Annotated in this window: 16 protein-coding genes; 8 read left to right on the top strand and 8 right to left on the bottom strand. The window is 34.0% G+C overall.

Going from position 1 to position 20,930, the window contains the following annotated elements; translation table 11 throughout:
• Nucleotides 1–36 precede the first annotated feature (36 nt).
• The 6 genes from ACFSR1_RS00430 to ACFSR1_RS00455 form a co-directional block, all read right to left on the bottom strand.
• Nucleotides 37–1,389: a DUF5458 family protein gene (locus tag ACFSR1_RS00430; RefSeq protein ID WP_378288528.1), complete on the bottom strand. Its 1,353-nt coding sequence runs from the start codon at nt 1,387–1,389 to the stop codon at nt 37–39.
• A gap of 19 nt (nt 1,390–1,408) precedes the next feature.
• Entirely contained in the window at nt 1,409–1,858 is a 450-nt protein-coding gene (locus ACFSR1_RS00435) for a hypothetical protein (RefSeq protein WP_378288530.1), read from the bottom strand.
• A gap of 61 nt (nt 1,859–1,919) precedes the next feature.
• Nucleotides 1,920–4,400, bottom strand: a complete 2,481-nt coding sequence (locus tag ACFSR1_RS00440) for an ATP-dependent Clp protease ATP-binding subunit (RefSeq protein ID WP_378288532.1) — start codon at nt 4,398–4,400, stop codon at nt 1,920–1,922.
• A 288-nt stretch (nt 4,401–4,688) separates the two neighbouring features.
• Nucleotides 4,689–5,798 carry a DEAD/DEAH box helicase gene (locus ACFSR1_RS00445; protein ID WP_378288534.1) on the bottom strand — a complete coding sequence of 370 codons (1,110 nt, stop codon included), beginning with the start codon at nt 5,796–5,798 and terminating at the stop codon, nt 4,689–4,691.
• A 74-nt stretch (nt 5,799–5,872) separates the two neighbouring features.
• Nucleotides 5,873–6,271: a hypothetical protein gene (locus ACFSR1_RS00450; RefSeq protein WP_378288536.1), complete on the bottom strand. Its 399-nt coding sequence runs from the start codon at nt 6,269–6,271 to the stop codon at nt 5,873–5,875.
• A gap of 208 nt (nt 6,272–6,479) precedes the next feature.
• Nucleotides 6,480–7,370 (bottom strand): DUF72 domain-containing protein, encoded by an 891-nt coding sequence (locus ACFSR1_RS00455; RefSeq protein ID WP_378288538.1) that lies wholly within the window; start codon nt 7,368–7,370, stop codon nt 6,480–6,482.
• A 91-nt stretch (nt 7,371–7,461) separates the two neighbouring features.
• Here ACFSR1_RS00455 and ACFSR1_RS00460 point away from each other — a divergent pair, with 91 nt between their 5' ends.
• The 3 genes from ACFSR1_RS00460 (at nt 7,462) to ACFSR1_RS00470 (ending at nt 11,929) form a co-directional block, all read left to right on the top strand.
• A complete protein-coding gene (locus tag ACFSR1_RS00460) occupies nt 7,462–8,199 on the top strand; it encodes an outer membrane lipoprotein-sorting protein (RefSeq protein ID WP_378288540.1) in 738 nt (245 codons plus the stop codon).
• Between the two features lie 77 nt (nt 8,200–8,276).
• Nucleotides 8,277–11,345 carry a WD40/YVTN/BNR-like repeat-containing protein gene (locus tag ACFSR1_RS00465; protein ID WP_378288542.1) on the top strand — a complete coding sequence of 1,023 codons (3,069 nt, stop codon included), beginning with the start codon at nt 8,277–8,279 and terminating at the stop codon, nt 11,343–11,345.
• Between the two features lie 173 nt (nt 11,346–11,518).
• A complete protein-coding gene (locus ACFSR1_RS00470; RefSeq protein WP_378288544.1) occupies nt 11,519–11,929 on the top strand; it encodes a glyoxalase in 411 nt (136 codons plus the stop codon).
• Between the two features lie 78 nt (nt 11,930–12,007).
• Here the strand turns inward: ACFSR1_RS00470 and ACFSR1_RS00475 are convergent, their stop codons facing one another.
• Nucleotides 12,008–13,282 (bottom strand): tetratricopeptide repeat protein, encoded by a 1,275-nt coding sequence (locus ACFSR1_RS00475; protein ID WP_378288546.1) that lies wholly within the window; start codon nt 13,280–13,282, stop codon nt 12,008–12,010.
• 26 nt (nt 13,283–13,308) lie between these two features.
• On the bottom strand, nt 13,309–15,855 hold the full coding sequence (gene gyrA / locus ACFSR1_RS00480; RefSeq protein ID WP_378288548.1) for a DNA gyrase subunit A: 2,547 nt from the start codon (nt 15,853–15,855) through the stop codon (nt 13,309–13,311).
• 382 nt (nt 15,856–16,237) lie between these two features.
• Between gyrA and ACFSR1_RS00485 the strand changes: the two genes are divergently transcribed.
• The 5 genes from ACFSR1_RS00485 to ACFSR1_RS00505 all read left to right on the top strand — a co-directional run bounded on the left by ACFSR1_RS00485 (nt 16,238) and on the right by ACFSR1_RS00505 (nt 20,898).
• Complete coding sequence (locus ACFSR1_RS00485; protein ID WP_378288550.1) at nt 16,238–18,793, top strand: ATP-dependent Clp protease ATP-binding subunit; 2,556 nt, start codon at nt 16,238–16,240, stop codon at nt 18,791–18,793.
• A 210-nt stretch (nt 18,794–19,003) separates the two neighbouring features.
• Entirely contained in the window at nt 19,004–19,378 is a 375-nt protein-coding gene (locus tag ACFSR1_RS00490; protein WP_378288552.1) for a hypothetical protein, read from the top strand.
• A gap of 139 nt (nt 19,379–19,517) precedes the next feature.
• Entirely contained in the window at nt 19,518–19,904 is a 387-nt protein-coding gene (locus tag ACFSR1_RS00495) for a hypothetical protein (protein WP_378288554.1), read from the top strand.
• Between the two features lie 112 nt (nt 19,905–20,016).
• On the top strand, nt 20,017–20,388 hold the full coding sequence (locus ACFSR1_RS00500) for a SpoIIAA family protein (RefSeq protein ID WP_378288556.1): 372 nt from the start codon (nt 20,017–20,019) through the stop codon (nt 20,386–20,388).
• A gap of 93 nt (nt 20,389–20,481) precedes the next feature.
• A complete protein-coding gene (locus ACFSR1_RS00505; protein WP_378288558.1) occupies nt 20,482–20,898 on the top strand; it encodes a hypothetical protein in 417 nt (138 codons plus the stop codon).
• The last annotated feature ends 32 nt before the right edge of the window (nt 20,899–20,930 follow it).

Genomic DNA, 20,930 nt, shown 5'->3' on the forward strand with positions numbered 1-20,930 from the left:
TAACGCTCGTCTTTAAACAATTAATTTTCATTGTTCTTATTGTTGCTCATAGTCAGAATCCCAATCCGTTCCATCATCTCCTTTCTGACCATCCATTTTTATCATGAAGTTCTTAGCAGGGAAATAAGGTTTCATATGAATATCTAAATATACTCTATCCTTTTGATTAGGATCCTGCTCAAAACGCTTTATCGAAAAGTCCTCGATTAACTGATCCGGACCAGTAATTCCGTCAAGAAATTTAACTATTTGTCCCATCAACTCTTTACGTGTTCTGGCATTAAAGTTTTCAAATGCTCTTCTATTCAAGAAGTCCATAAGCACTTTAGTCACATAATCAAATACCCTAACTACAGAATACGTTTGTAAACCTAAGTTATCTCCATTAAATAACGTTTTTGCAGAAAAAGCCATTACTTTTCCATATTCATTAACCATAGGAACCAATCCTAATTTTTCTAACTGGGCAATTTCACTTTTCTTTAAATCAAATCGAACTCCATCGACTTCATTAATCCCACCATGTTTTTTACCCGCAGCTACTTGAGACATAAGCGTTCTGTACACTTGTCCAGCTAATGCACTAGATGGTGGCACAAAAAGATCATCCTCTTCTCCTACTTCATCATGTTTTCCTCTTCCTACCAGCCAGTTACAAGCCATCATAACATTTGATCTGTACTTATCACCACCTGTTAGATTTGCAGCTTCAAACATCTCCATAACATCATCCGGTTCATCAAGGTGTTCAAAATCAGTAATCATCATTACCTTATTTTCGTGAGCAATTTTCGCCCATTTTTCCACAACTTTATTTGATCCGAGATATCCAGGTATCACCAAAATACCGTAATTATCTCTTAGATCCAGACGATCATATCCTTGTACCAACTCTTCCTGAATTGCATCTATAAATCTAGTGTTATCAAGATCTTTTAGCTGCTCGAGTTCGGCATTCATAATATTGATATTCTTAACTTTTTGCGACTCTGTATTCTTAAAAAATAAAGCTACAGATCTATAAGATTGCTCCAATTCTCTGGTTTGCTCTAAAGCCGCTCCTAGATTTTTTTCTAAAGATTTTCCTGCAATCTCCGAGCGTTTTTCTGATTCTTCAACCATTTCGGAAATATCATCCGATGATGATAAAATATCACTCCAAATCTCCAATGTCTTTTGAAGTTTAGCCCTCTCCAATTTTTTAGTTGACTCCGTAAGAAAAATCTTTTTACGCGCTTTACGATCAGGGTTCATGTTCTGAACATCGTCTATGCACGCTTCTAAAAGATCAAACCCACCATATCTGGCTAATTTTTCTTCGTTTATTTTAAGTTCCTTTGCTGGATTCTCTATTTTAACACTCTCTTGAGCTTGTTTTCCTGCTGCCATGTATTCTGTACTTTATCTTTTAACCTTGTTGTAATTCTGCTAATAATGATTGAATGGATCTTATCAATGCTTGTTTTGCATCGGGATCTGCCAAAGCGGTTTTCAAAATTTTGTTTGATTTAAGTTGTTTAACAACCTTAAGATACTGATCTTTTTCTGTATCCAAATCATTTAAAAACTTACTCTGATTGATAATCCCTTTTTTTCCAAAATCACCCAAATGGTTAAATTTTAGCGTTTCTTTACTCTCTACTCCATCTGCGTCTTCAAATTCAACCTCTACCTCAGGTTTGTAGTTTTCAAATACGTGATCGATCGACGTCAATCCATTAACTATTTGTGGTTTAATTGGCTGATCGTGCGTTAATTTCTGAACAAGAAGTGTTTTATTTTGTCCGATTTCCAATATAGCTTCACTAGCATCGGTTTTTACCTCTGTCCCTCCTAATCCATATGTGTTATTGCTCATATTTTCTCTAAATAATGATTGTGAATTATAAATATACTAATTTTATTGCAGGATACGGTCTTTATTCGTACGACCACTGCATTTTTTCATCTTTAACATCAAGCTTTACCTTGCTTCCTTTTCCTATCTTTCCGGTAATCAGCATCTTAGACAAAGGTCCTCTAAGATCAGTTCTAATGACACCTCGTAAAGGTCTTGCTCCATATTTGGGGGTAAATCCCTTATAAGCAAGAAATTCCTGAGCTCCTTCCGTCAACTCTAAGGTTACTTCTTGCTTGTTTAATGCTTTATGTAAATCTTTTAATTGAATATTAAAAATCTTAACTACATTCTCTTTGGTTATAGGCGCGAAAGGAACAATTTCTGTAAGTCTTCCTAAAAATTCGGGTCTAAAATGCCTAGACATAAGTTCTAAAAGGTCTGAAGATTTTGGTATTTCTCCGTCTGTAAATGACTTTACTACGTGCTCACTTCCTATATTGGAAGTAAATAAAATAACCGCATTAGAGAAATCTCCGGTTTTACCGAGTCTGTCATTTAACTTCCCTTCATCCAAAATCTGGAGAAAAATATCAAATACCGATGGGTGCGCTTTTTCAATCTCATCAAAGAGCACAATTGAATATGGTTTTTGTCTTATTTTATTTACTAATAAACCTCCTTCTTCATAACCTACGTATCCTGGAGGTGCACCATATAACAAAGCTGCAGAGTGTTCTTCTTTGAACTCTGACATATCAAATCTAATGATAGCATCTTCTGTCTGAAATAAGAATTCTGCCAAAGATTTTGCCAACTCGGTTTTACCTGTACCTGTGGGTCCTGTAAAAAAGAAAGATCCTGTAGGTAAACCAGGCTTACTTAAACCTGATCTGGATTCTAATACTGCTTCAGAAATAGTTTTAATGGCATGATCTTGACCAATCACTCTTTTTTTAAGGTGATCTTCCATATTCAACAGCCTTTCTTTTTCATCCGCCTGTAGTTTTCCAACCGGAATTCCTGTTTTATTTGCAATCGTAGCCGAAACATCATTTTTATCAACTAACGTTTTTTCTTCGGAAGCTTTCTTAAAAAAATGATCTAGAATTCCAACGATTTTTGTTTTGTAATTATCAAAATTTTCTTCACCCAAGATCATTTCGTCTTCACCTAGTTCGGTAAATAAGAGATAACTAAATTTACTTTTTAGATTGTTGTATATCCAACTTACCGATGATATCTTTTCTGATTCTTCTGATTCTTTTTCTCCAATTTCTTTTATATCTTTTAATAATGTCTCTACATTATTAGCTGTTGTTTCGATCATATACCTAGAAGCAGACATTGTTCTATCTATAAGATCTATGGCAGCATCCGGAAGGCTTCTGTCTTTATTAAATCGCTTAGAAAGTCGTATTGCTTCAGCGATAGTTTCATCTACAATATCTAAGTTATGATGCTTTTTATATTTATCGATAGTATTAGAGATCATAGTAAGCGCATCCTGTTCTGATGGTTCATCAAGGGCCACAATTTCAAATCTTCTGGTTAATCCTTCGTCGGTCTCTATGTGTTTTCTAAATGCATCATTAGTGGCAGTTGCAATAAAAGTAACTTCTCCTTTTGCCAACTCTGATTTTAAGATATTAACTAACCCTTGATTACCACTATTTTTATCGGTAAGATTATTAATCTCATCAATTAGCAAAACAGGTTTGTCAAATTCTTTTAATGCGGCTATAATTTTTTTAAATCGATCTTCTACCTCACTTTTATAACTTGCTCCCGAAACAAGATTAATAAAATCCAGTTCATAGATTTGAGCGTCTTTCAATCCCTCTGGAACGTTACCATTTACCACTGCTTCTGAGAAACCATCTAAAAGTACCGTCTTACCAACACCTGGTTCCCCAGTAATCAAAACGTTAGGTTTAGAATGTCTACCTAATATTTCTGTAATCATTTTTACTTCTGCATCCCGACCAAAAACATCGTCTAACTGTTTGTTTTTTGCTGCAAAAGTTTTATCAAAACAATACTCATCCAATATGCCCGAGTCACCTTTGGATACTGCTGCGCTTGCCGCTCCGCTTTTACCCGAAGTTCCCTTTACTGCTCCGGTTTTACCTTGTGTTGCAGCAATTAAAACTTCATCTGCCTTTAGCGGTAATGTTTTTAGTTGTTCATAGGAAAAACCAACACCCGGAGTACATAAGGCAATTAAAACAGCATGAGGCGTAATTTCATCCTTTCCAAGTTTAAGTTTTATGGTATCCGCTTCATTAAATACTGCTTCAATTGATTTATCTCCATTAATCGTATCCGGAATATTGACAACTCTAGGTAGTGCTTCTATTCTAACTTCAGACCATTCTTCATAATAGTAGATATCACCATCAATTTGGTTAAAAAAATCTTTTAATCCGACGTCTTTATGTAAAAGAGCTTTTAATAAGTGAGCAGCATTATACTGATCATTATAATACTCTTTAGCAATAGATTGCGCTATGTGAATAGCATTATTTACTTTTGGAGATAATGTATAGTCTAATATTTGCATGAAGTTGGTTTTTCGTAAAGTAAATAAATAACCGAGTAATTAGCAAAAAATTATCGACCAGCTCAACATAAAATTTAATATTTTATGATCTGGGAGGTATTTTCTGCCTACAACCTGTCAAATCATACTTTCTGAAATCAAAAGTACATTGTTTTTAACAGTATTTGCACCTAGTTTTTGGGTAAAGTGTTTACCCTGTTTTCAGTGAATTTATATCTTTCTTTTGTAATCTGCCAACCTAATTAAATTAGTAGCTCCACATTGTAGGAAAAGAAATGAGTCTGATATTTATCGAATCTGAGTAAATTTAATTCCCAGTTGCTTTTCTAAGTCTCTAATAACTTTTAATTCCTGCTTCACTATCAAAGCTAGAGACAATCCTGTTTTACCTGCTCTGGCTGTCCTACCGCTTCGATGTGTGTAGTACTCCATTTGGTCAGGTAATTGATAATGGACTACAAATGCCAAATTGGCTACATCAATTCCTCTGGCAGCTACATCTGTAGAAACTAATAGTTCTTGAGTACCTTTTTTAAAAGCTCTCATTACCTTATCTCTGTCTTTTTGGGTCATATCACCCTCAAGTAGGCCTACTTCATAATTTTTTGCAGTAAGTTGTTTGGATAATTTTCGAGCTGCCGCCTTGGTTTTAGTAAAAATGATACCTCTTTGATTTTTCTGGGATTTAAGAAAATAAGTGAGTGTGTCTAATTTATTTGCTTCTTCACCAATTACAAAATGATGCTCAATCCCTTTGTTCACAGCATCATTTTTATCCACAGACACTCTCACAGCATTCTTATCTACATAGGAATTAATAATTTCGTTAAGTGCTGAAGGAATGGTAGCAGAAAAAAGCCATACATTTCTGCGACCTTTGGTTTTGCTCAAAATTGTGGTAAGGTCTTTTTTAAACCCCATACTTAGCATTTCATCAGCTTCATCCATAATAATGGTTTTGATCTTAGAAATATCTACAGCTTTTCTTTCTATAAGATCAATAAGTCGTCCCGGAGTTGCTACAATAATATGTGTAGGCCTTTTTAATCTGGAAAGTTGAATTTCTATTTTTTCACCTCCGTAAACTGATTCGGTGAAAATTTTATCTGTATACTTGGTAAACTTAAAAAGTTGTTTAGCTATTTGTTGACCGAGTTCTCTGGTTGGAGCCAATATTAATGCTTGAACCTCTTTCTTTTCTGCATTTATACTAGTTAATAAAGGAATACCAAAGGCAGCTGTTTTCCCGGTGCCTGTCTGAGCCTTACCGATAAAATCTACTTGGCTGTTGATCAGAACAGGTAGTGTCTGTTCTTGAATTTTAGTAGGAACGGTTATTCCCATTTCTTTAAGACCCTTAATTAAATCTTTAGGAACACCTAATTCTGCAAATGTCATCCTTATATTCTTTTAGGGTACAAAAGTAAAGGAATATATCCATTACCCAACAAAAAAGGATATTACAAATATTACTAACAAGAAATTTTCATGAAATAACCAAATAACTGCTTTTTGAGAGTCAATCCTTTTTTATGGAAATGAGATTTATCCATACAAAAACCTCCTGAACAATTAAAATCAGCTCCTTCATCAGAAGAGATAATATCAATCAAAGAAATACGACTAAAACCAAAATCATGTGATTCACTATGGATTTCATGTTTGTGAGCACTGTGATCCATATCTGAATTGTAAGAAAAAACTTTCTCGCTATGAGATTCCTTATTTTCGGCTAACTCTAACCTATTAGTTATTGCCGCATCCTGATTAAATAAATCTATATTCTCAGTAAATACAATGCTCTGTGCCTGTAAAGAGGAAACAAACAAAATAGAAAAGAATAATAAAATGGAGTGTAGTCGTTTAGTCATATGTATTTATTTTGGCTTGTTAGAATTAGTTCAAATTAACATCGTTTTTGAAAAAACTTTCGTAAAATCAGAACGTTAACTCTTTAAAACATCGGCAAAATACACATAAACCAGATAAAGTGCAAAATATTTTTAAACTTTAACACTTTCCATTCCGATTTGACCTACAATCTTGATAATACTATTACTTTTTTTGAATAAATTCCTACTAAAACAAGGTAGCTCCATCAGATGAATGATTAGGCAAACTGAGATTTGTTCCTAAATCTCTATTCAGTAATTCAATAAAATATTTAGATAATAGCGGAGATTCTTTCTCTACATTTTGATGAACAAAAAAATGAATATCCTCTATACCCTGATTTTTCCAAGATTTTAATCTGTTGCTCCAATCTACCAATCTCGTATAATCTGTTTCATGATTGGCACCAACATATCGAATAAAAGCTTCTTTATTGGTAAGTCTCATATGCAATAAGTCCCTTCTTCCAGCAGAATCCGTAATAATGTTTGCGATATTATGATTCTCCAATAAATCATATAACTCATTGGCTACGTTATTATCATTAAACCAATCCGTATGTCTAAACTCAATTGCTAAACGTACATCTTTAGGCCATCTATCAACAAAATTAATTACCCGGTCAAAATATTTAGGAGAAAAATTACTGTGCATTTGTAAAAAAATGGTTCCTAACTTTTCTTTTAGATGAATCGCACTAGCCAAATATTGATCTACATATGGTTGCACATCATCATTTAATCTTTTAAGATGAGATATATTCTGAACCAACTTCGGAAAAAATTTAAATCCTTCTGGAGTTTTATCATACCACTTTTTAAATTGATCTTCGGAAAAAATTCTGTAGAATGTAGCATTTAATTCTATAGAATTGAACTGCCTTGAATAATAATGTAACTCATCTTTTGTGCCTCGAGGGTAAAAACCTTTTAACTCCTGTTTATTCCATTTTGCACATCCCACATACACAGATAATTCCTTATTATTTTCTTTCTTCAAAACTCTGGATGTATCTATATGATCTTTTGGCAGTGCAAAATCAATATGCTCGGGATGTTCTACTTTTCCGAATTTCATTATTTTAAATTTTAAAAATATTGAGATAAATAGTGTAACAAAAATAAGATTCGAATGACTAACTTTACATAAACACTAATAAAATTTAAAAATGAATACTTTAAAATCTTTTATTGTAGCATTAATGATAGCAATTATTGCTCCTGCGAATGCTCAAACTGCAGATGAAATTATAGCAAATTACCTCGAAAATACTGGAGGAAAAGAAAGCTGGGAAAAACTAGAAGGTATAGAAATGGTTGGAGTGATGAAAATGCAAGGCATGGAAATCCCTTTTGAACAGATATCTACAAAAGATGGAAAACAATTAGTTACTATAGAACTGCAAGGTAACCGCATGGTATGGTCTGCTTTTGATGGAGAAACCTCATGGCAAAGAAACCAAATGACAATGGAAGCTGAGAAAAGTGACAATGAAGCTACCGAAAACATTAAGAAACAGACAAAAGATTTCCCTGATGCATTATTAAACTACAAAGAAAAAGGATATACTGTAGAATTGATCGGAAAGGAAACTATAGATGGTACAGAAACTTTTAAAGTAAAAATGACTAAAGATCCTATTTTAGTAGACGGTCAATCTGTACCTAATATTATGCATTACTATTTTGATACAGAGAATTTTGTGCCAATTATCTTAGAAACACAAGTCAATCAAGGTCCTATGAAAGGACAGACTATCAAAACATCATTAAGTGATTACCAGGAAGTGAATGGTGTTTATTTCCCTTTCACCATTGGTAGTGATTTTCAAACAATGAGCTTCAAAGAAATAAAACTCAATCCAGAAGTTGACAGTGCAAAATTTGCATTTCCAGAGAAAAAGTAAAAGATTAAAACATACTACTATCCCCAATTCGTTGGGGATTTTTTTTCACATAAATTACTAATCAATCAAAAGGAATTATGAATAAAAAAATTATAATCGCAGGGCTTAGCGTTATATTTTCATTAGGATTACAAGCTCAAGATATTATTCTAAAAGGTAAAGAACTTTTTGGAAAACTGGAAGCAAGACATATTGGACCTGCATTAATGAGTGGTAGAATCATCGATTTAGAAAACCATCCTACCAATAGCAGAATTGTGTATGCTGGTACTGCAGGAGGTGGAGTATGGAAGTCCTCTAACGGTGGAGCTAGTTTTGCTCCAATATTTGATGATTATGCACAATCTATAGGTGTCGTCTCTATTGATCCTAATGATCCGGATAATACCGTTTGGGTAGGAACCGGAGAAATTTGGACAAGAAATAGTGTATCCATAGGTGATGGAATATATAAAACTACCGATGGTGGATCCAACTGGAAAAAAATGGGATTAGAAAACTCTGAGCGAATCAGTAGTATTCAGATAAACCCAAAGAATTCAAATGAAATCTATGTTGGTGTTATTGGAGCTTTATGGGGTGATAGTGAAGATCGTGGTGTGTACAAGACTACCGATGGAGGGAAAACCTGGGAGAAAATTTTGTACATTAATGAAAGAACCGGTGCCAATGAAGTCATTATGGATCCCAATGACCCCAATACACTTTATGCAGCTATGTGGGAATTTAGGAGAACAGCCTGGAATTTTAATTCGGGTGGACCTAATAGTGCATTATACAAATCTACCGATGCAGGAAAAACTTGGAACAAGATACACAATGGTTTCCCAAAGGGAGATTTAGGAAGATTTGCAGTTGCGGTTGCTCCATCCAATCCTAAAATCGTATATGCAGTTGTAGAAAGCAAGGAAGACAAAGGTTTATACCGCTCTGATGATGCTGGTGGAAGTTGGAAATTACTTAACGGGGATTTCGGATTGGTAGTTAGACCATTCTACTTTGCAAGGATCGTGGTGGATCCTAAAAATCCTGATATCGTAGCCAAAGGTGGATTATTTGGATCTATCTCACGAGATGGTGGAAAAACATTCAAGAACCTTGGCAACATGCACGCTGATATCCATGACATTACATTTGACATTAACAATTCTGATAGAATGTACGTAGGTACTGATGGTGGTGTTTACAGAAGCTGGGATGGTGGCTCTACATTGGATATGGTGGATAATCTACCATTATCTCAATTTTATCAAATTAGTGTAGATAATGAAGAACCTTATAATATTTATGGAGGATTACAAGATAATGGTTCCTGGTATGGTCCATCTTCTTCTCCGGGAGGTATTGAGGCACGCGATTGGAAACGCATAGGTGTTGGAGATGGTTTCAGAGTGCTTAGACATCCAACTAAAAAAATTATATACTCTGAAATGCAAGGAGCTCAAAATGTCTGGAGATATGATATTGATAAAAACAATACTAAAAACGTAAAGCCTCTACAAGTAAAAGGGAAAGCTGACCTTCGTTTTAACTGGAATGCTCCAATGGCTATAAGTGCTCATCAACCAGATAGATTTTATATGGGTAGTCAATTTCTTCACGTAAGTGAAGATATGGGGGATAACTGGAAAATTATCTCTCCGGATCTTACTACTAATGACCCTGAAAAACAAGACAAAGAATCTGGAGGTATTTCTACTGATAAGTCAGGAGCAGAGACACATACTACAATTTTCACGATTGCAGAATCACCTATCGATGAAAAGATCATCTGGGTTGGAACTGACGACGGAAATGTTCAGATAACACAAGATGGAGGAAAAAACTGGACCAATACAACACCTAATATCCAAGGACTTCCTAAGAATACATGGGTTTATCATATAGAAGCAAGTAATCACTCAAAAGGAACTGCTTATGCAGTTTTTGATGGACATGCTCAAAATGATATGAAACCATATGTGTACAAAACATCTGATTTTGGAAAAACATGGAAATCTCTGGTTACAGATGATATCATCGGTTTTGCACGGAACATTCAGGAAGATTATGAAAACGAGAACTTACTCTATTTAGGTACAGAATTTGGGTTATTCATAACAATTGATGGTGGAAAAAACTGGTCTCGTTTTACAAATAATATGCCTGCAGCCGCAGTTCATTTTATTGATTTGCAGAAAAAAACTAGTGATCTTGTATTAGGTACGCACGGTAGAGGAATTATTATTATTGATGATATTTCTCCGTTACGTCAAATTAATCAGGAAGTACTAAATAAAGATGTTCATTTCTTTTCATCAAAACCAGCTATCATAAAAGAAGAAGGTGGTTTTGGAGGAGGAAGTACAGAACTTCAATTCGTAGGAAACAATCCATCTTCTTCAGGTCAGATCATTTATTATCTAAAAAAGAGGCATACTTTCGGAAAAATGACTTTGTCTATTCAGGATAACAACGGAAAAGAAATTGTTTCTCTTGTTCCGGGAAAATCTAAGGGAATTAATATTGTTAACTGGGATTTTAGAACAAAACCTCCAAAAGTTGCTGCCGGTAAATCATACACTGCAGGTGGTTTTACTGCTCCAAGAGCTAAAAGCGGAATATATAAAGTTATTCTAAAGAAAGGAAAAAACTCTTATGAAAGCTCTATCAAATTAGAAAATGATCCTAATTCCAGTGTAACTGCTGCCGAAAGAGAAGCTCAATTTAAAACAACTAAGGAACTTTATGATGACATGGAAGATCTCGCGTATTTAGTGTATCAAATCGACCAAAACATCAAAAAAGCAGAAGAAGTTGAGAAGAAAGATCCTAAAGCTAAAAAAATAATATCCGCTCTGGTAGGTGAATTAAATTCATTAAAGGAAACACTGGTAGTGACAACTGGCGATAACTACGTTGCCGAAGCGGAGCCACAACTAAGAGAAAAATTGGCGTTATTATATAGTGATGTAGCGAACCTTTTTGAAAAACCTTCTTTATCTCAAATTGAGAATAAAGAAACACTCAAAAACAGATTAAACGAAGCAAAAGCATCTTTTAAAAAAATAGAAGCTAAGCAAGTAGCCAAGTTCAAGAAGTATTTAGAAAAGAATAATGGAGGTGCTATCAATATAAAGTCTAAAGAAGAATTCTTAAGTAAATAAGAAAATCTTAGTTATAATTCTCTGTACAAGGGGCTCTTTTTGAAAAGAGCCCCTTGTTGTTTTACTAAGAGAAAAAGAACTCCTAAATAATGTTCATAACTGGTTTAAAACTCTAAACACCCAGCTAGATTTTGGATCAAACAATTCTGTATTTTTAGTAAACACTCTTTATTATGGAAAACAGGGAATCAAATTTATTGGCTATCCGCCCACAAATTTTAAATGCAAGAGTTTCTGAAAACATGTCAGAAGATGAACAGTTTCAGAACAAAACAATCAGACCCATTATCAAACTTCAGGGAGAATTATTAATTGAAGTGTTTAGAAACTATATCAAAAAGAGGAAAAACACTTTTTACGAATTATCCTTGGAAAAACGTTTACTTTATATAGACAATGCTATACAAAAGGACATGAAATTCAGGAATAGCCTGAAAGGGATGATCATTGGTCAGTTTACTGTAGATGAATACTTAACATACGTCCAAAACTCTTCCTCATTGAATAAAAGAATGATGAATATTGTCAGAGAACGTCTTCATAGCAACATTCAGCTATTAGAACGTCCATTACTATCTTATTAAATAACTAGACCAAATAGAAAAGTGCGCATCAAAATTGATGCGCACTTTTTTATTGCTTTTAAAGTTTTAGTAAAGGGATTAATTACCTCCTTCTAAAGCTTTTAATTTACTTTTCATATCCTCAGCTTTTGGATCATCTAATTGATAAAAAATCTGCATTAACGTACGAATAGCTTCAACATTATCAGGCTTAGATTCTAAAGCTCCTTCTAAATAAGGAACAGCTTCTCTATACAAGTCTTGCTTCTGCTTTTTTAGAACATCGAATCTTTTATAATCTGCACTGGATCCTCCTAAACTGTTCATTTCTTCATTAAGAGCAGTTTCTCCACTTAAAATAATCGCTGCAATATTAATTTGAGCTGAAGAGTAATCTGGCTTTATCTCTAAAGCTTTTTTATAATATTCTTTTGCTTTTTCATTATCTCCTAAACGGGAAGCACTTACACCTAAATTATACAATAAATTAGGATTTTCAGGATCATTAGCAACTATCTTTTCCATTAATTCCTGATATTTAGCAAGGTTACCTAATTTGTAAAACATATTAGCTTCTTCTTGCATTAAAGCAGGATCATTAGGATTTTGCTTTTTAGCAGCTTCCATTGCCTTTATTGCCTCTTCGTCCTTACCTTGAGTTATATAGATAAGCGCAATATTTTTAGTGATTTCGGCTTGTCTAGATTTGGTTTTAGTAACTTCAGGTTTAATATGAGTACCAGCTTTAACAGAAAAATCTCTTAATTCTTTTGAATCAAAAGGATCAACTTCTCCAGTTTCTTTATTGGTAGCTGTATATTTATCTTCAATTCCTTTGTATCCAAGGTCGATTAACTCATTATAGTAGTTTAGAGCAGTATCATAATCTTTTCCATTTACGGCGTTAGATGCTGCAAAATACAAATAAGAAGTATCTGACTTTTTAGTTTTATATCCTAAATATAGTTTATCAGCAGCTTCTTTATTTTTTCCTGCTTTCTGATCTGCTACGGCCTGTTCTACTAAGGATTGACGTATTGTCTGTATTCCTTTATTAGCCTGATCAGAATATTTACTACTACCAGAAGCGTTCTCTATCTCTACAACTTTAGAATAAGCCATCGCAGCTTCCTCTAATTTTCCTAAAGATTTATCTGAAGAAGCAGAAGCTACCTGTCCTTTAAGTAAATAGTATTGTGCTTTCATCTTCTCGTCTGCAGCATCCAGTTGACCTTCAGCAGCAGTCAAAGCTTCACTAGCCACTTCTAAATTACCAGATTTTAATGCTTTTTTTGCTGCACTAATTGCTTTCTTTTGCGAAAATCCTATAGCACCTATAGTTAGAAAAAATGCTACAATAAATTTAGTTCTCATTACTCGTTTTTTTTTATGGGATTCTTTTATTCATTTGTTGATTCATCAATAGTCGTGCCATCCGATGCATCTTCATCATTTTGCAAAGATATGTCAATTTCTTCAATTTCACCATCAATATCTTCAACATCATCTTCATCGTGCATTACTTTGGCTACCGCAGCAATGGAATCCTTACCTTTTAAATTAATTAAACGAACTCCTTGTGTAGCACGCCCCATTACCCTTAAATCTTCTACTGATAATCTAATTGCAATACCGGATTTATTGATAATCATCAGGTCATCAGCATCAGTAACGTTTTTAATAGCCACTAATTGTCCGGTCTTATCTGTTACAGAAATGGTCTTAACTCCTTTTCCTCCTCTATTCGTAATTCTGTAGTCTTCTAACTTTGAACGTTTACCATAGCCATTTTCAGAAACCACCAAAATATTACTTTCCATATCATTAACAGCTACCATGCCGATTACTTCATCTTTGTCATCAGCAAGACGTATCCCTCTTACACCAGATGCTCCACGTCCCATTGGTCTTGTTTTTTCCTCTTCAAAACGAATGGCTTTTCCGGATTTAACAGCAAGCATTACCTGGCTTTTTCCATCGGTTAGCTTAGCTTCTAACAATTCATCATTATCCTTAATCGTTATGGCATTTATACCATTAGTACGCGGTCTTGAATATTGTTCAAGCGAAGTTTTCTTAACCTGACCTTTTTTTGTTGCCATTATGACATAATGAGAGTTTATATATTCTTCATCTTTAAGGTCTTGGGTACAGATGAATGCTTTTACCTTATCATCACTTTCGATATTGATCAGGTTTTGTATTGCTCTACCTTTTGATGTCTTACTTCCTTCCGGAATTTCATAAACCCGCATCCAGAAACATTTCCCCTTTTGGGTAAAAAACAACATATATTGGTGATTTGTTCCAACAAAAAGATGTTCCAGGAAATCTTCATTACGCGTGGTACTTCCTTTCTGACCAACTCCTCCTCTATTTTGTTTTTTGTATTCTGTTAATGAAGTTCTTTTGATATAACCAGCATGAGAAATAGTAATCACCACTTTCTCATTCGGTATCATATCCTCGATACTTAAATCACCTCCGGCATATTCTATTTGAGAACGACGATCATCTCCATATTTTTCTTTTACCTCAAGAAGTTCTTCTTTAATGATTTCCATTCGACGTTCTTTTTTATCAAGAATATCTTTAAGGTCCTCAATAGTTTTCATTAACTCCTCATACTCAGCACGTAATTTATCTTGCTCCAGACCTGTTAATTGTCTTAGACGCATTTCGACGATAGCTTTCGCCTGAATTTCAGTAAGCTTGAATCGCTCAATAAGCTTTTGTCTTGCCTCATCTGCATTAGAAGAAGCTCGGATCAACTTAATTACTTCATCAATATTATCTGAAGCTATGATCAACCCTTCTAAGATATGCGCTCTTTCCTCTGCTTTTCTTAGTTCATACTTTGTCCTACGCACAACAACTTCGTGTCTATGCTCTACAAAATAATGAATCATTTCTTTTACATTCAGCAATCGAGGTCTTCCTTTAACGAGCGCAATGTTATTAACGCTAAAAGAAGATTGTAATGCAGTATACTTGTATAAAAGGTTAAGAACTATATTAGGTATTGCATCTCTTTTCAAGATATAAACAATACGCATTCCTTTTCTATCAGATTCATCTCTAATAGTTGAGATTCCATCTATTTTCTTATCATTTACAAGATCAGCGGTTTTCTTAATCATATCCGCCTTATTAACCTGATAAGGAATTTCAGATACGATAATACATTCTCTTCCGTTTACTTCTTCAAAACTAGCTTTGGCACGCATTACTATTCTACCACGACCAGTTTTAAAAGCTTCTCTTACTCCATCATAACCATATATGATACCCCCAGTAGGAAAATCAGGTGCTTTAATGTGTTGAATAAGCTCATCTATCTCGATATCATTATTCTCTATATAAGCAATGGTTCCATCAACAACTTCGCTTAGGTTATGTGGAGGCATATTAGTTGCCATCCCCACAGCAATACCCGAAGCACCATTGATTAATAATCCAGGCACTCTACTCGGTAAAACCGTAGGTTCCTGTAAGGTATCATCAAAATTAAAGGTATGATCAACTGTATCCTTTTCAATATCAGCAAGCATATCTTCCGATATTTTTCGCATTCTTGCCTCGGTATATCGCATCGCTGCAGGACTATCTCCATCTACAGACCCAAAGTTACCTTGACCATCTACCAACATATATCGCAAACTCCACTCCTGTGCCATACGAACCATGGTATCGTAAACAGATGTATCACCGTGCGGGTGATATTTACCAAGAACCTCACCTACTATTCTTGCTGATTTCTTATGAGCACTATTGGCTTTAACACCTAACTCATACATACCATATAAAACTCTCCTGTGAACCGGTTTAAGACCATCTCTCACGTCTGGAAGCGCTCGCGATACGATCACAGACATCGAATAATCGATGTATGCAGACTTCATCTCATCCTCTATATTGATAGGTATTAGCTTTTCTCCTTCTGCCATAAAAATTATTTTATTCTAAAATTGATTTTATTTAACGGGCTAATTTAAGTAAATTAAGACGGTTTTAACAGCCAATAGCCTTTCTAATATACGTAATTTATTAACAACTTAAACGACCAATATAGTTAATAAGTCTGCTAATATAGATTTTGATTATTAATGCTTTTTTTGTCTATTTACTCAGAAAATCAGGTAATCCTGAAATTTGGTTTTCAAATAATTCAAAAAAACATTGTTTATATCTACAGAAATATGACAATAAAAGCATTTTTGTCAGCTTATCTGTTAATCATGGTTAAAAGGAATAGTTTTTGCCAATGTAATTTTAAAAATTACTATATTTAGTAATAAAGAAACACAGAAAAAGAAAGAAACTAATTATATGGATGATAATTTTTCACCAAGAGTCAAAGATGTTATTGCATACAGTAAAGAAGAAGCCTTAAGATTGGGACATGATTTTATTGGAACAGAACATCTAATGTTAGGACTATTACGTGATGGAAGCGGAAAGGCAATTAGTATACTTGATGCGTTAGATATAGATTTAACAAATCTGAGAAGAAAAGTTGAAATTCTTAGCCCCGCAAATCCCAACGTAGCAGTAGCTACAAATGAAAAAAAGAATTTACACTTAACCAGACAAGCAGAAAGAGCTCTGAAAACTACTTTTTTGGAAGCCAAGTTATTTCAAAGTTCTTCTATAAATACAGCACATCTGTTATTGTGTATATTAAGAAACGAAAACGATCCTACAACAAAGCTTTTAAACAAGCTAAAAGTAGATTATGATAATGTTAAAGATCAATTTAAATTTATGATTGCTAACGAAGAAGAGTACATAGAAAACCCAAAAGCAGAGTCATTTTCTGATGACGATGACATGACAGGGGATGCATCAAAAGAGAACCCATTTAATTCTCCAACTGGTGGAACAAAAGCCAACAAAAAATCTAAAACACCTGTATTAGATAATTTTGGTAGAGATTTAACTGCTATGGCAGAAGAAGGAAAACTAGATCCTGTAGTAGGAAGAATGAAGGAAATCGAGCGTGTTTCCCAAATCCTAAGTCGAAGAAAGAAAAACAATCCATTACTTATTGGTGAACCAGGTGTTGGTAAATCAGCTATTGCTGAAGGTTTGGCACTACGGATTATTAAAAGAAAAGTATCACGAATTCTTTTTGACAAACGGGTCGTAACACTCGATTTAGCTAGTTTGGTAGCTGGTACAAAATATAGAGGTCAGTTTGAAGAACGTATGAAGGCCGTAATGAATGAACTTGAAAAGAATGATGATATTATTCTTTTTATTGATGAAATTCACACGATTGTCGGTGCCGGTGGTGCTACGGGAAGTTTGGATGCGTCCAACATGTTTAAACCTGCACTTGCAAGAGGAGAAATTCAATGTATTGGCGCAACCACCTTGGATGAATACCGTCAGTACATCGAAAAAGATGGTGCTTTAGAAAGACGTTTCCAAAAGGTAATCGTAGAACCTACCAATATAGAGGAAACCATAGAAATCCTTAATAATATCAAAGAGAAATATGAAGAACATCACAATGTAAGCTATACAGATGAGGCGATTCAAGCCTGTGTAAAACTTACCAACAGATATATGACTGATCGCTTCTTACCAGATAAAGCTATTGATGCGTTGGACGAAGCCGGTTCAAGAGTGCATATCACTAATATTGATGTCCCTAAAAAAATATTGGACCTGGAAAAAAAGCTGGAAGAAGTTCGAGAGCTTAAAAACAGTGTTGTCAAAAAACAGAAATATGAAGAAGCTGCTAAATTACGGGACGATGAAAAAAATCTTGAAAAAGAGCTAAGCCAAGCACAGGAACAATGGGAGAAAGATTCTAAACTACACAAGGAAACAGTAGATGAAGAAAATGTAGCAGATGTAGTATCTATGATGACAGGTATTCCTGTAAACCGAATTGCCCAAACAGAAAGTAACAAACTTGCTGAATTACCAAGTCTTATCAAAGGCAAAGTAATTGGTCAGGATGAAGCGGTTTCAAAGGTTGTTAAAGCAATACAACGTAATCGTGCAGGTCTGAAAGATCCAAATAAACCTATCGGTTCTTTTATATTTCTTGGACAAACCGGAGTTGGTAAAACCCAACTTGCAAAAGTATTAGCAAGAGAGCTTTTTGACAGTGAAGACACACTGATCCGTATTGATATGAGTGAATATATGGAAAAATTTGCGGTATCAAGACTTATTGGAGCACCTCCTGGATATGTAGGGTATGAAGAAGGTGGGCAGCTTACCGAAAAAGTAAGAAGAAAACCTTATGCTGTTATTCTATTAGACGAAATTGAAAAGGCGCACCCGGATGTTTTCAATATGATGCTGCAGGTGTTAGACGACGGATATCTTACAGACAGTCTTGGTCGTAAGATTGATTTCAGAAATGCAATTATCATTATGACATCCAACATCGGAGCACGTAAACTGAAGGATTTTGGACAAGGTGTTGGTTTCGGAACTAGTGCAAAAAAGACACAATCCGATAGTTATGCAAAAGGCGTTATTGAGAATGCTCTGAAAAAGGCATTTGCTCCAGAATTCCTAAACCGAGTTGATGATGTCATTGTGTTTAATGCGCTAGAGCGCGAAGATATCCACAAAATCATTGATATCGAATTAGATAAATTATATGGAAGAATCAGCAGTCTTGGATATAAGCTAACACTTAGCGAAAAGGCGAAGGACTATATCACTGAGAAAGGGTTTGATAAACAATACGGAGCCAGACCTTTAAAAAGAGCAATACAGAAATATATTGAAGATGCTTTGGCTGAAGAGATTATTACTTCTCAATTGCGAGAAGGCGATAGTATCTATATGGATCTGGATGAGAACTCTAATGAATTAACAATTAATATTAAGAAAGCTGAGAAGTCAGCAGAATCTTAAAAAATTAAATAGTATTATATTTAAAAACTTCCTCTTTAACGAGGAAGTTTTTTTTTGATATGGAAGTAAAAAAATCTATTTTTTTCTTAATAAAACACTTCAAAGACCTTAAACACTTCTTAAAATTTGCACCATAACTCTAAATCTCAGTAAAACGTTCATAATCTAAGCCATTAAAAGCATATTTTTACGACATAGAAATGGAATCAAATGATTACCTCTTATAAGACAAATTTTGGTCTCGCAGAGATATACGAAGATTACATTAAAGTAATCATAAATGAGGGAATAACAGTATCCCCTAATGATAACAACACTTTATTGGAAATGGTAGAAAATCATTTTCAGAATAAAGCTTTCGTATATATCTCACATAGAATTAATTCTTATTCTATAGACCCAACTGTATACCTGGAAACTGCAAAGATTAAGAGTCTGGTAGGACTTGCTGTAGTTTCTGAAGACCCCAGGCAAGAAAAACAAACTCTGGTAGAAAAAACTTTCTTTGATAAGGAGTTTAGACATTTTAATGATATGGAATCGGCTTTAGCTTGGAAAGAAGAACTACTTAGTAAACGGAGCTAGATTTTGAACTGTTAAAACGCCTTTTCAGAAGAGATATTGCAAAACCTAAAATAAGGGAAAAATCCCAAACAAAGCAAAGGATTTCTACATTTCATAGTACTTAAAGCATATATTTGCACTTCTTAAAACAACACCCCAAATGATTACGTCATACCAATTAGATTTTGGCCTTATTGAAATTTTTGAAGATTATATAAAAGTTACAATGAACGAGGGAGTAACTGTTTCTCCTAAGCATAACTGTGTTCTATTAGAAATGGTGGAAAAACACTTTAAAAATAAAGCTTTTCTATATTTAACACACCGCATCAATTCGTACGCAGTAGACCCCACCATATACTTAGAAACTGCAAAAATTGAAAATTTAATAGGATTTGCAGTAGTATCAAAGGACCCAAGACAAAAAAAACAAACCAAACTGGAAAAAGCTTTCTTTAGTAAAGAACTAAGAAGATTCGATAACATAGAATCTGCTTTGCAATGGAAAGATAAATTGTTAAAAAAAAATCATAAACCAATCTTCTAAAATTTCCCCTTGAGAGCCATTACTGAAACAATTAGCTATTTTTATAAGTAATAGTTTTGTTGTAACTTACAGCAAAATTAACCATACTTAAATAATAGTTTTGTAATTACAAATGACAAAATACTATGATTTAGGTTTTGCTAAGGTAGAAATCCAAGAGGATTTTTTAAAGAATACTATTACTGAAGGCTTTTTAGTTAAACCAGAGCACAACAAATTACTTCTTGAATTTGTTAGGAAATATTTTAATAATAAACCCTTTGTATACATCTCCAATAGAGTCAATTCATATTCAGTGGATCCAACAGTTTATCACGAAACAGAAAAAATTGACAGTCTTGCTGGCATCGCCGTTGTCTCAAAAAACCATAGACAAAGAAAGCTAACAGAATTAGAAAGTAGGTTTTTTCAAAAAAAAATAAAATACTTCACAGATATTAATGAAGCATTAGAATGGAAAAATCAATTATTAGAAAAAATATAGGATTTTAACACTAAGTTTTTTTTATTTCTATCTCCTAAAAAGTATCTTACATACCTAATCTTTTTTTTTCAATCTACTATCTAAAAATCCCCAATGATTAGATTTTATGACCTAGACTTTTGCAAATTAGAAATACACCATAACTACATGATTGCGGTTATGAAAGAAGGTATTGTTGTTTCAGCTACAAACAACTCCATTTTAATAAAAATCGCCGAAAAACATTTTAAGAAAACTCCTTTTGTATATATTACACATCGAATTCATTCTTATTCCGTAGATCCAATTGTATACATAAAAACCGGAGAGGTGCATAATCTTTTAGGGTTTGCAGTAGTATCAAAGAATCCGATGCAAGAAATTCAGACCAAGTATGAAAGATCATTTTTTAAAAAAGAATTCCGCAGGTTTGATGATATCGAATCAGCACTTAGTTGGAAGGATGAACTTATAGAAAAACATCAAAGTAAAAAGACTCATACCGATGAAGAAAAAAAGGGAATCAATTGATTCCCTTTTTTTCTAACCACTGAGTGGTTATA

Source organism: Aquimarina rubra (assembly GCF_042684305.1).
Lineage (GTDB): Bacteria > Bacteroidota > Bacteroidia > Flavobacteriales > Flavobacteriaceae > Aquimarina > Aquimarina rubra.